This window comes from Streptomyces sp. STAM6 (genome assembly GCF_054963715.1).
The window spans coordinates 20931-32713 of record NZ_JBUEFZ010000012.1; the positions used below are offsets into that span (position 1 = coordinate 20931).

Below are 11783 nucleotides of genomic sequence, written 5' to 3' on the forward strand. Positions count from 1 at the left end.
CGCCAAACACGTCATATCGCGAGATGAGGAATGGTCATGAGCGAATCACTCCACACCGTTGCGACGCTGCCGACGGAGCGTCGGCCCGGCTGTCCCTTCGACCCGCCGGCAGAGCTGCTCGACGCCCGCCGGCACGGCCCCATCAGCCGCTGCACCCATCCGGGCGGAAAACCCGGCTGGCTGATCACCGGGTACGACCTCGTGCGATCGGTCCTGGCCGACTCGCGGTTCAGCTCCCGCAAAGAGCTGATGAACGTGATCGACTTCGAGCTTCCGCCCGCCCCACCCGGCGAGTTCCTCCTCATGGACGACCCGGAGCACCGCCGCTACCGCAAGCCGCTGGCGGGCAAGTTCACCGTACGGCGGATGCGGCTGCTCGCCGAGCGCGTCGAGCAGATCACCACCGAGTGCCTGAACGCCATGGAGGAGGCCGGGCCGCCGACGGACCTGGTGACCGCGTTCGCCAAGCCCATCCCCACCATCCTGATCTGCGAGATCCTGGGCGTGCCGTACGAGGACCGGGCCTCCTTCCAGGAGCAGATCGACGCGTTCATGGGCGGAGAGGTGAGCGACGAGGAGCTGATCGCGGCCTACACCGCGACCCAGGAGTACCTCGCGCGGCTCGTGGCCGCCAAGCGCGCGAACCCCACCGACGACGTGCTCAGTGAACTCACCGACAGCGATCTGACCGATGAGGAGTTGAAGGGGATCAGCCTGATTCTGCTGGCGGCCGGCTTCGACACCACCGCCAACATGCTGTCCCTGGGAACCTTCGCGCTGCTGCGGCACCCGGCGCAACTGGCCGCACTCCGCGCCGATCCCGCCCTCGCGGACGGGGCCGTTGAGGAACTCCTGCGGTATCTGAGCGTCGCCAAGACGTTCCATCGGACGGCACTCGAGGACGTCGAGGTGGGCGGCCGGACCATCGAGGCGGGTACCACGGTCGTCCTGTCGTACCACACCGCCAACCGCGACCCCGATCGCTTCGACGACCCCCACGTGCTCGACCTCCGGCGGCGGAACGGCGGGCACCTTGCCTTCGGTCACGGCATCCACCAGTGCCTGGGTCAGCAACTGGCCCGTGTCGAGATGCGGGTCGCGTTGCCCGCACTGCTCAACCGCTTCCCCACCCTGCGCCTGGCGGTGCCGGCCGAAGAGGTCGGCCTGCGCCCGGAGACCGCGGACATCTACGGGGTGAAGAACCTCCCGGTCGCCTGGGACGTGTGAGGACGACGGCCGGTGCGGTGATGCCGGTGGCCGGGATCGTGGCGGTGCCGGTAGGACCTCTCCCACCTCGTCGCGCACGACGCCGGCACTCGGGTGCTGCCCCACCGGCAGGGCGCCACCTGCCGGCAGTGCTGTCACACCGGCAGGCGCCGCCCTGCCGGCACGGCGCCTGCCGGGTCTCTCATGTCGCGGACGGCGCCGTGGACTTGGCAGCGGCCCGGGCGAACACCACCGCCACCAGCGTCAGTCCGCCCAGCGCCGCGGCCGTTCCCGGATAGCCACCGGCTGCGAGCCCCAGGCCGCCGAGCCCGGCCCCGACGAACACACCCAGGCTCATCCCCGCCGCGTTGACGCTCAGCGCGGTCCCGCGCAGCGAGCCGCAGCGACGGACCAGCAGCGTGGTGACGCAGGCGGCGACCGTCGCATGGCCGCCACCGACGAGGGCGGTCAAGGGAAGCGCCAGGAGGAGGGAGTGGGTGAAGAACACGCCCACCAGGGCCGCGAGTGCCACCAGAAGGGCGAGGGTCATCAGCCGCTCGGCGGGCACCCCGGGCCGCTCGGCGCTCAGCACGCGCCCGGCGAAGAGGTTGCCGAGGAAGAAGGAGGCGCCGCTCAGGGTCCAGACGAGGGCGAAGGGGCCGGGATCCAGGCCGAAGCGCTCGTCGTAGAAGGCCGCCAGGTAGGCGAGGTAGCCCATGAACGCCGCCGTGCGCAGCATGGCGACGAAGAGGAGCGGAACCACACCGGGCAGGGCCCCGAGCAGTTTGAACGACGCCAGGTAGCCGGGCCGTCGCGCCTCTTCCCCGGCATCCTCACCCTCGTTCCCCGCACCGTGCGGACGACGGCCTGTCAGGAGGAAGTACGCGGCCAGGACCGCGGCGAGGACGGCGATCGCCCACAGGTCGCCCTGCCAGCCCCACAGCACGGCGGGCAGCGCGACCAGCGGCGCGGCGAGAAGAGCCGTGAGGGACTGGGTGGCGGTGATGAGGGTCGCCGCACGGCCGGCGGCGGCGTCGCCGGTGAAGCGGTCGGCCGCGGCGGCGGTGAGCGCCGGGTTGAGCACGGCGGTACCGGCACCGACCAGGAGGCAGAACGCCGCCAGCAGCAGGAAGTCGCCGCTCGCGCCGAGGGCCGCCGAGACGGCCAGTAGGGCGAGTCCGCCCGCGGCCGCCCATTCCTTGCGTACCCGGTCGATCAGTGGGGCGAGGGCGGTGCCCACGGCGAGGGCCGCGAGCCCTCCGAGGCCACGCAACTGGCCGAGGGCGGCGACGCCGCCGTCGGCGGCACCGGCGATGGGGACCAGGAAGGTGCTGTAGATGGTGAAGGGAACGAGACCGACGGCCGAGGCCAGCATGAGCGGCCACAGCACGCGGGTCATCCTCCAGTCGCTCGGGACGGCTCCGGCGGCCGCGGCCGATGCGGCCCCGTGGGGGCCGGCGGCCGCCGTCGCCTCGGCCGGGTCGGTGGCTGCCGGGTCCGTGGCGGGCGCCGCCGGGTCATCGACGGGCACGGTCGGGGTCGTGGCGGGCGCCGCCGGGGTCGTGACGGGCGCCACCGGGTCCTTGGTCTCGCTGCTCATGCGTCAGCCGCCCGGTACCGGTAGAGCGCGGTCTCGTCGGCGCTGAACTGGGAGAAGGGGAACGGCTCGGCGGAGAGCGCGGTCACGCCGGCGCCCAGGAAGGCACGCGCGACGGCGCTGCCGGTCTGGGCGTACACGACCAGCGGGAGGCCCTGCTCGCGGCAGTGTTCCAGGATCCGGTCGAAGCTTCCGTTGCTGAGGGTCATGCCGGTGGCGATCACGGCGTCGGCCTCGGCGAGCACCTGCGTCATGTCGTCGGTGACGGGGTCGCCCCAGTTGGTGGTGCGCAGGTTGAAGTCGCAGGGCAGCGGGGTGCCGCCCTGGTCGCGTATCGCGGCGACGAGAGGGTTGACGACGCCGATGAGGGCGACCTTCGCCCCGGTGTCGATGTCGAGCAGTCCGGCGACGGCGGCGTCCCTTGCCTGTGCCCGTTCCTCCGGCGTGCCGGTGGGCAGGGTGACGCTTTCGGCGTCGGGGGCGCCGCGGTGGGGCCGGACGCGTCCGAGGTAGGCGTCGAGGGCGGCGATGCGTACGGGTGCCGACTCGTGCCGGATCAGGGTGTCGAGGGTGTGGCCGGAGGCGTCCGCGCAGAAGTCGGGGGTGAGCTCGCCGGTTTCGAAGGACGAGGCACCGAATGCGTCGCCGGACCTGAGCAGCAGGTAGTGGTTGCGGTAGGTGACCTGGCTGCCGGCCAGCCGGGTGGTGTGGTGGAGCCAGAAGGCGCTGGTGACGGCCAGGTCGTGGGGCTTCGGCCCGTAGGCGCCGTCGAGGACCTCCTGCTGGAGGTCGGCCACGGACTGCGGCTGGGAAGGAGGCATGTCGAGCTCTTTCGTCTGGGGGTGTTCGGATACGGAGGGGGATGGTCAGGGGAGGTCGGCGAGCCGCTCCGCGCGGTGGGGAAGCCGCGTGCGCGGTGGCCGTCCGGCGGGCTGGAAGCAGAGCAGAAGCGACCGGCGGTCACGGGAGGTCCGGTTGGGGCCCGATCGGTGGACGATCAGGCCGGGGAACATGAGTACCGACCCGGCCGGGGCTTCGATCGTCACGGCGCCGCTGGTGTCGGTACGTGCCGTGTCGACCAGGAGCCCGGTGGGCTCGGCCCGGTCGCGGGGTGCGGGTCCGGCCAGATGGCTGCCCGGCACGATCATCAGGGCGCCGTTGTCCGCAGTCACATCGTCGAGGAAGATCATCGCGGTGGCGATGTCCCGAGCGTCGGAACCCGCGCAGCAGTACCAGTACGGATAGTCCTGGTGCCAGCGGAACTCGGAACCGACACCGGCGCGCTTGAAGTTGAGCTTGGAGGTGAAGGGGCCGAGCCGTTCCGTGTTCAGCAGCTTCCGCAGGGGGTGGGTGATGCGTTCGTCCGTCCACAGGGCGTCCAGCGCCTGATCGAGGTGGGTGACCGGCGCGAGGCTGCGCACGGCGGGCGGACGGGCGTCCGGCTCCCAGTGGACGACCGCGCCGTCCACGGTTTCGAGCCGGTGCCCGTCCGGCCACACAGCCACTTCGGAATGCCCGGAGAGGGCCTGTTCGGTCACCCGCGCCAGAGCGGACTCCGCGGCCCGGCTCAGGGACGCCGTCTCGGAGCGGCCGAGGAGCTGGGGCAGCAGGAGGAATCCGCGTGAGCGCAGCTCGCTGAGGGACACGGCCGAGGCACCTTTCCGGTCGGGTACGCGTGAGGGCAAGGGGGTGTGCGGGCTCGGGTCGCCCCGAGAGGGGGGCACGGGGGCAGGGGCGACCGGCAACGCCGCGAGCGTGCGTGCCAGGGCCCACGAGCCCGGCCGGACGGGACTTTCGCAACACCCCTAGGCCGTCTCGGCGACCAGAAGCGGTTCGCCGCGCAGCAGTGGGCTGTCGCGGGGCGGCCAGTCCATCGCGGACCAGGGGTGGCGCAGCTCGTCACGCGCGGTCACCTCGTGGGGTCGCATGGAGCCCGGGCCGACGGCCCTGGGGTGTTGGGCGTAGGCGCTGTCGACGTACCGGTGCCCGGTGTCGGCGGCGAGGAAGACGTAGGTCCGTGTGTCGTCGCGTTCCCGCTCCCACAGCGTGGCGAGGTAGGCCGCGCCTGCGGACAGGCCGGCGAAGATGCCGCTGGCCCGCAGGAGTGCGACGGCGCCGGACATGGCGTAGTCGAAGTTCACCCAGTGGATGCGGTCGTACAGGTCGTGGCGGACGTTCTGGAAGGGGATGGAGCTCCCGATGCCGGCGATGATCATGTCGGGGTCGGAGACGTGCTCGGCGCCGAAGGTGACGCTGCCGAAGGGCTGGACGCCTACGAGGGTCACGTCCCGGCCGGATTCGCGCAGGTAGGTGGCGATGGCTCCGGTGGACGCTCCGGTGCCGACGCCTCCCACGAGTGACAGGCGTCCCTCCGGGACCTCCTTGCGGATGAGGTCGGCGACGTCGCGGTAGCCGAGGTAGTGGATGTCGTCGTGGTACTGCCGCATCCAGTGGTAGTGGGGGTTCTCGCGGAGGAGTTCGCCGATGCGTTCCACGCGCAGGTTCTGGTCGAGGCGGAGGTTCTTGGAGGGCCGGACCTGTTCGAGCGTGGCGCCCAGGATCTCCAGCTGGACGCGGAGTGTCCGGTCGACCGTTGTGGAGCCGACGATGTGGCAGTGGAGGCCGTGACGGTGGCAGGCGAGGGCCAGTGCGTGGGCGTAGATCCCGCTGGAGCTGTCGACGAGTGTGTCCCCGGGCTTCACCTGTCCCGTTTCCAGCAGGTGGCGTACGGCTCCGAGTGCCGAGTACAGCTTCATCGTCTCGAAGCGCAGACAAACGGCCCCGGGCGGCACGGTGACCACGTCCGGTTCCTTGACCGCTTCGGCTATGTGCTCGTGCATTGTCTTCCTTTTCGGTTCGCGCGGTCAGGCGGCGTGGGGGTGGCGGCGCATCCTGAAGAGGTACGCCTGGCAGTTGTCGCCCTCCCAGGTCTGGCGGTGCACGATCTCGGGGTGGAATCCGGCGTCGACGGCGTGTGTGACGATCCGCTTGAGCTCCGCGGTGTTGGACACGATCAGGTGGATCTCGCCGTCCGGCGCGAGCAGGTCCCGGTCGACGATCTGGTCGAGGAAGCGGACGACGATGTCGGCGCCCACGCAGACGTTCCGCACGACCGTCGGATCGTCGCTGGTGCGCACGGCGACGGCGGGTGGGTTGAAGGTGATGACGTCGAGCCCGGCGCCGGAGGGGAACTCCTCGAAGAGGTTGGACACCAATGGGCGGAAGACGGTGTCCGCCCGGTTTCCCACGATGCGTTCGTAGTGGGCGGCGGCCGTGGCGACGCTGTCCGGGTGGACGTCGGCCGCGTAGACCTCCCGGGCGCCGAGGGTGCCGGCGATCACGGCCTCGACGCCGAGGCCGGCGCCTATGGCCGCGTACGAAAGGCCCTTGACCGCGATCGTGCCGTCCTGGAGCCGGTCGTGGACGATACGGCTGGTGTCGCCGGGCCTGAAGACGCCGGGCGGCAGGTCGAAGGTCCAGCCGTTGTAGGTGTAGCCGCGGTGTGTGTGGATGTCGGACGTGGAGTTGTTGATGGCGAGGATCTCGTCCCGGGGCAGGGTGTCGGGCAGTGCTTCGAGCAGTGCCCGGGCGGCGGCCCGCGCGGCCGGGGCGCCTGCTGCGGTCCGGTCTGTCATGTGTCCTCCGTGTTCGGGGGGATGGTGGGTCGTGAGCCGTTCAGGCGCCGGAGACGGACGGGGCCGCGGCCGGATCGGCGTCGCGCGGGGCCGTGCCGAGGTCCATGGCGCGTACGAGCTGCCGGGTGAGCGCGGCCCGGGGGGTGCGCAGCACCTGTTGGGGCGTGCCCGTCTCGACGACGTGTCCGTCGTCGACGACGACGATGTGGTGCGCGACAGCGGCGAGGAGTTCCAGGTCGTGGCTGACCCAGAGCAGTGCCGTCCCGTTGCGCTCGCGCAGGGCGGCCAGTTCGGTGAGGACCGCGGCGGTCGCGTCGGCGTCCAGGGCGGTGGTGATCTCGTCGCAGATCAGCACGTCCGGCTCGGCGATCACGGCGCGGGCGAGCGCGGCGCGCTGCAGTTCCCCTCCCGACAGTCCCGCGGGCGGGCGCCGGACGGTCTCCTCGGCCAGTCCGAGGCGGCCCAGCAGGCGCAGTGCCGCTTGCGTCGCCGTGCCGGGTGCGAGTCCGAGGAGCCGTACGGCGGTGCGGGCGACCTGTTCGGCGACGGGGCGCCGCTCGTCGAAGGAGGACCGCACTTCCTGCCAGACGTACTGGACCCTTCTCTTCTGCTCCGTGGTGCGTCGGCGCAGGACGGGGAGCGGGTCGCCGTCCAGGAGTACCTGGCCGGTGTGGCGCTCGTGCAGTCCGGCGACGCAGCGGGCCAGCGTCGTCTTGCCGCTGCCGGACAGGCCCGCCACGCCGACGCAGGCGCCGGCGGGCAGCTGGACGTCGACGCCGTGCAGGACGGGTTGCCTGCGGCGGGTGTGCAGATGGGCGGAGAGGCCGCGTACCTGGAGGACCGGTGTCCGGTCCGGGTCGCGTGGCGTGTGGCGCGGGGTGGTGACCGGGCGCCGCGCGGGCAGGGTGGCGGCGGGACCGCCCGACGCGGTCACGCGCCCACGGTCCAGGACGACCACGTGGTCGGCGAGCGCCCGTAGCAGGTCGTGGTCGTGGCTGAGGAGCAGGATCGCCAGGCCGGTGCGGGTCAGCGCGGCCAGCTCCCCGGCCAGACGCATCCTTGTCACCGTGTCGAGCCCGGTGCTCGGCTCGTCGAGGACGAGCACGTCGGGACGGCACACCAGTGTCTGCGCGAGCGCGACGCGCTGGCGCTGACCGCCCGAGAACTGGTGGGGGAAACGCTGCTCGGTGTCCCGGCCGGGGGGCAGCTGGGCGGCGTTCAGCGCCTCGCCGACGGGGTCCTTGCCGCGCGTGTGGTGGAGCATGGCGAGTTCGGCCAGGACGGAGCCGGTGCGGCGGGCGGGATTGAGGGCGTCGCCCGGGTGCTGGGGCATGTAGGCGATGACACGGCCGCGCAGCCCCGCCGCCGCCTCCGTCGTGCCGTTCTCGTCCACGACCGTGGTGCCGCCGGCCGTCACCCGTCCGCGAACGCGTATCCCTGAACCGGCCTCGCCGAGAAGGGCGAGGGCGGCCGTGGTCTTGCCGCTGCCGGACGGGCCGACGAGTGCGGTGACCCGTCCCTGGTACAGGTCGAAGCCGACCTCGTCGAGCAGCGTGGTGTCCCCCGCCCGTGCGGTGAGTCCGCGCACGGTGACGAGCGGTGTCTTCGGGGTCATCGAACGGCTTCCTGTGTACGGCGGGAGTGGGCCAGCAGGCGGTCGGCGAGCAGGTTGAGTCCCACGGTGAACATGACGAGCATCGCGGCGGGCGCCAGCACCGCCCACGGCTGGAGAAGCAGGCCTTCGCTGCTGCGGGAGATGCTCACCGCCCAGTCCGGCGCGGTCGGGCTGAGGCCCAGTCCGAGGAAGTTGGCCGAGCCGACGAGGAAGACGGCGAGCGTGACGCGGGTGCCGATGTCGGCGGCGACCGGGGAGAGCACCGAGCGGGCCACGTGGTCGAGTTGGACGCGCGGCCGGGACTCGCCCTGTACCCGCAGGGCTTCCGTGACGGGGCTGCTGGCGGCGTCGAGGGCCGCGGCCCGCACGAGTCTGGCGACCGGGGGGACGTTGACGGCCGCCACCGACAGGGTGATGGCGACCGGCGAACCGCGCCAGCCCACCGCCACGACGCTGATCACCAGGAGGGTGGGCAGCGGAAGCAGCACGTCGAGGGGGCGGATGAGCAGTTCGTCGGCCCAGCGGCGACGGGCGGTGGCCGCCAGGAGTCCGACGAGTCCGCCGATCAGGTAGGCGACGGCGACGGCGCCGATCGCCATGCCGAGCGCGCTGCGCCCCCCGTGCAGCAGCAGGGCGAGTACGTCACGCCCCAGCCCGTCGGTGCCGAGCGGGAGGCCGGCTCCGCCGGGGGCGTACGGCGCGTATGCCCCGGGAGCCGCCGGGTCGGCGACGACCGGGCCGATGAGGGCGATGCCCAGCGGTACGGCCAGCAGCAGTCCGCCGACGGGCACCGCGGGCCTGGTCACGGCCTTCACCGGAGGACCTCCGTTCGGGGTACGAGGCGGTGGCACACCAGGTCCGCCGCCAGGCTGAACAGCAGCGCGGCCGCGGCCACCACCAGGGCGAGGCCCTGCACGGTGGGAACGTCGCGCGCCTCAACGGCCCGGACGAGCGCGGTCGCCACGCCGGGTATCGCGAAGACGGCCTCGACGATGAGGACGCCGCCGACCAGGTTGTCGCCCACCCGGGCCAGTTCCTGGACTCCCGGAACGGCCGCGTTGGGCAGGACGTGGCGCAGCAGGAGGGTGCGGCGGGGCACGCCGAGACGCCGGGCCTGGGTGACGTAACCGGCTTTGAGGACGGTGACCATGCCGGCCCGGATCTGCCGGGACAGCAGGCAGATCATGCGGGCGGCCACCACGACGACCGGCAGCACGAGCAGCGCGGGCCGGCCGAGCAGGTCGGCGGCGTCCACGCCGACCCAGGTGGCGGGCAGCCAGCCGAGCTTCAGCGAGAGGCCCGCCACGAGCAGCAGCGCCAGCAGGAAGTCGGGTACGGCGCTGAGCGCGAGGGTCACCGACGTGACCGCCCGGTCCAGTCGCCCGCCCTCACGCAGCCCGGACACGATGCCGAGCAGCACCGCGAGTGGCACGACGACCGCGAGGGTCACCGCCGCCAGCACCAGGGTGGTGCCGGCCGACTCGGCCAGGACATCCAGGACCGGGCCGCCGCTGACCAGGGAGGTGCCCAGGTCGCCGGTGAGTACTCCGTGTGCCCAGTCGGTGAAGCGTTCCGGGGCCGGCCGGTCGAGCTGGAGCTGCTCGCGCAGCGCCGCGACCTGTTCCGGTGTGGCGTCCTCATTGTTGCGGACGTCTGCCGCGTCACCGGGAAGCAGTGACGTCAACGCGAACACCAGCACCGTGAGCAGGGCCAGTTGTACGGCTCCGACGGCGAGCCGCTGCAAGGCGTACCCGCGCATGCTCAGGCCAGCCACACCTTGTCGAACCGGGCGGAGTCCATGCTGTTGGGCGGGGCCTCCTCGACGCCGCGCACCCGGGCCGAGACGGCGTTCAGCCAGTCCGGGTGGCCCCAGATCAGCAGCCCGCCCTCGTCGTGGACGGTGCGCTGGAGCTGCCCGTACAGGCGGGTGCGTTCGGCTTCGTCGGTCGTGGACTGGGCCTTGGTGAAGGTGCTGTCGAAGTCCTTGCGACGCCAGCCGGACGCGTTGAAGGCGGACTTCGTCAGCAGGCGGTCGTTGATGTAGGTGGGGACGGTCATGGCGCCCGAGCGGTGGCTGCCCATCACGCCCTTGGTGAGCTGGTCCTTGAAGTAGGTCTCGGAAGAACCGGTCGTGATCTTGATGCGGAGTCCGGCGTCGGCGGCCTGCTCGGCGAAGAGGGTCGCCGCCTCGACGAAGCCGTTGGCGACGGAGGAGGTGTAGATGGACAGTGGCTTGTTGAGCACGCCCGCCTTCTTCAGCAGCGCGCGGGCCTCGGCGACGTCACGTGTCCGCTGCGGTATGTCCTGCGGGTAGTACTGGTAGCCCTTGCCGAACATGTCGTTGCCGACCACGCCCTGGCCCGCCAGCACGACCTCGACGAGCTTCTCGCGGTCGGCGAGCAGCTTGAGGGCGAGCGTCACGTCGGGATCGGTGAAGGGCTCCTGGTCGCACTTCATGACGATCGCGTGGGCGGTGCTGCCCTTGGCGGCGACGATCCGGACCGACTTGTCGGCCTGCGCGGTCCGGGCGAAGGTCGGCGTCATCTCGTGGCCGTACTCCGCTTCCCCCGCGCGCAGCGCGTTGCCGCGCGCGTCCGCGTCGGCCGACAGGATCCTCAGCTCGTCGACGTACGGCCCACCGCCCCAGTGGTCGTCGAAGCGCTCGGCGACGAAGGACTTGCCGGCCCGGAAGGACTTCAGCCGGAACGCCCCGGTGCCGACCGGCTCGGCGGGGTCCGAGTAGCGGGAGCTGACGATGGACGTGCCCAGCGTGCCGAGGAGGGCGGGGAGTTCGGCGCTCGGTCGGTTCAGCCGGAGCTCGACGGTGTTCTTGCCGGTGCCGCGGCTCTGCTTCAGATCGATGACGGAGAGCAGACCCCGTGCGAAGTGGGTGGTCGCCTTGGTGTCGAGGATGCGGGCGAAGCTGAAGAGCACGTCGTCGGGGGTGAGCTTCTTGCCGTCGTGGAACGTGGCGTCCCGCAGGGTGAACCGCCACACCGTGGCGTCGGCGTTGGACTCCCATTTCCGCGCGAGTCGCGGCACCGGCGCCATGTTGGCGTCCAGCTCCACGAGCCGGTCGAACAGTGCCTTGGTGCGCGCCATGTCGATGGCCAGCGCTTCGGCGTGCGGGTCGATCGTCTCCTGTTCGCCGCCGCCGGTGAACAGTGCCCGGAACCGCCCGCCGCGCCTGGGCTTCGCCCTGTCGTCGGCCGAAGCGCCGTCCGGGCCGGCGCTTGCCCCGCAGCCGGAGAGAACCAGGGCTCCGGCAGTGCCTGCCGCGCCGGCAAGGGCGAGGAATTCTCGGCGGTTACGGAATGTCGACATGCTGCTCCCCGGGGATGACGTGAAGTGGGCCCCGCGCCGGGGCCGCAGGACGGGGCGGGGCGGCGAGGGGCCCCGACAGCATCACTTAAATGAAAATGATTGTCAATGCAGATTGAGGCGGCCACCGGGCGTCCTCGGTCGACCACCGCCTGTGGTAGTTTGCGCGGGCCAGTCGAACTCCGTGCGTGTGTACGTGAGTCAGGGAATCCGGTGCGAATCCGGAACTGACGCGCAGCGGTGAGGGTGACGGGCGTGGCAACCGAAGCCACTGGGCCGGATCGTCCGGCCCGGGAAGGCGCCTCGTCCGGGTGATCCCGAGTCCGAAGACCTGCTGGCGCATCCGTACGTACGGGCCCCGCGCATGGGCCCTCGACGCCGAGGACGACACTGTGCCCCGCACCCTTCC

The 11783-nt window shown here is 71.8% G+C and carries 10 protein-coding genes and 1 riboswitch; of the genes, 1 reads left to right on the plus strand and 9 read right to left on the minus strand.

All coding sequences use genetic code 11. The annotated features are described in order from the left end of the window. Window positions 1–36 precede the first annotated feature (36 nt). Entirely contained in the window at window positions 37–1227 is a 1191-nt protein-coding gene (locus ACY34K_RS16590; protein ID WP_462747609.1) for a cytochrome P450, read from the plus strand. A 181-nt stretch (window positions 1228–1408) separates the two neighbouring features. Here ACY34K_RS16590 and ACY34K_RS16595 read toward each other — a convergent pair whose 3' ends face one another. The 9 genes from ACY34K_RS16595 to ACY34K_RS16635 form a co-directional block, all read right to left on the minus strand. Continuing rightward, the gene (locus tag ACY34K_RS16595; protein WP_462747611.1) at window positions 1409–2806 is read right to left on the minus strand and encodes an MFS transporter; all 1398 of its coding nucleotides are present in this window, start codon (window positions 2804–2806) and stop codon (window positions 1409–1411) included. After that, entirely contained in the window at window positions 2803–3624 is an 822-nt protein-coding gene (locus ACY34K_RS16600) for a Rossmann-like domain-containing protein (RefSeq protein ID WP_462747613.1), read from the minus strand. Before ACY34K_RS16600 ends, ACY34K_RS16595 begins: the two co-directional genes overlap by 4 nt. A 45-nt stretch (window positions 3625–3669) precedes the next feature. Then, window positions 3670–4449 carry a phytanoyl-CoA dioxygenase family protein gene (locus ACY34K_RS16605; RefSeq protein ID WP_462747615.1) on the minus strand — a complete coding sequence of 260 codons (780 nt, stop codon included), beginning with the start codon at window positions 4447–4449 and terminating at the stop codon, window positions 3670–3672. Between the two features lie 159 nt (window positions 4450–4608). Beyond that, a complete protein-coding gene (locus ACY34K_RS16610) occupies window positions 4609–5643 on the minus strand; it encodes a pyridoxal-phosphate dependent enzyme (protein WP_462747617.1) in 1035 nt (344 codons plus the stop codon). A gap of 24 nt (window positions 5644–5667) precedes the next feature. Next, window positions 5668–6438, minus strand: coding sequence for a class I SAM-dependent methyltransferase (locus ACY34K_RS16615; protein WP_462747619.1), 771 nt, complete (start codon window positions 6436–6438; stop codon window positions 5668–5670). A 40-nt stretch (window positions 6439–6478) separates the two neighbouring features. Continuing rightward, window positions 6479–8053, minus strand: coding sequence for an ABC transporter ATP-binding protein (locus tag ACY34K_RS16620; RefSeq protein ID WP_462747621.1), 1575 nt, complete (start codon window positions 8051–8053; stop codon window positions 6479–6481). Beyond that, complete coding sequence (locus ACY34K_RS16625) at window positions 8050–8859, minus strand: ABC transporter permease (protein ID WP_462747623.1); 810 nt, start codon at window positions 8857–8859, stop codon at window positions 8050–8052. The genes ACY34K_RS16620 and ACY34K_RS16625 overlap by 4 nt, the downstream gene beginning before the upstream one ends. A 5-nt stretch (window positions 8860–8864) precedes the next feature. Beyond that, complete coding sequence (locus ACY34K_RS16630) at window positions 8865–9812, minus strand: ABC transporter permease (protein ID WP_462747626.1); 948 nt, start codon at window positions 9810–9812, stop codon at window positions 8865–8867. 2 nt (window positions 9813–9814) lie between these two features. Continuing rightward, a complete protein-coding gene (locus ACY34K_RS16635) occupies window positions 9815–11377 on the minus strand; it encodes an ABC transporter substrate-binding protein (protein WP_462747629.1) in 1563 nt (520 codons plus the stop codon). A 152-nt stretch (window positions 11378–11529) separates the two neighbouring features. Further along, a riboswitch (cobalamin riboswitch) is annotated at window positions 11530–11727 on the plus strand. Window positions 11728–11783 lie beyond the last annotated feature (56 nt).

Bases quoted from the DNA above. Each gene is read 5' to 3' on its own strand.
- ACY34K_RS16590 (WP_462747609.1), top strand. From the start codon at position 37: ATGAGCGAATCACTCCACACCGTTGCGACGCTGCCGACGGAGCGTCGG.
- ACY34K_RS16595 (WP_462747611.1), bottom strand. From the start codon at position 2,806: ATGAGCAGCGAGACCAAGGACCCGGTGGCGCCCGTCACGACCCCGGCG.
- ACY34K_RS16600 (WP_462747613.1), bottom strand. From the start codon at position 3,624: ATGCCTCCTTCCCAGCCGCAGTCCGTGGCCGACCTCCAGCAGGAGGTC.
- ACY34K_RS16610 (WP_462747617.1), bottom strand. From the start codon at position 5,643: ATGCACGAGCACATAGCCGAAGCGGTCAAGGAACCGGACGTGGTCACC.
- ACY34K_RS16615 (WP_462747619.1), bottom strand. From the start codon at position 6,438: ATGACAGACCGGACCGCAGCAGGCGCCCCGGCCGCGCGGGCCGCCGCC.
- ACY34K_RS16620 (WP_462747621.1), bottom strand. From the start codon at position 8,053: ATGACCCCGAAGACACCGCTCGTCACCGTGCGCGGACTCACCGCACGG.
- ACY34K_RS16630 (WP_462747626.1), bottom strand. From the start codon at position 9,812: ATGCGCGGGTACGCCTTGCAGCGGCTCGCCGTCGGAGCCGTACAACTG.
- ACY34K_RS16635 (WP_462747629.1), bottom strand. From the start codon at position 11,377: ATGTCGACATTCCGTAACCGCCGAGAATTCCTCGCCCTTGCCGGCGCG.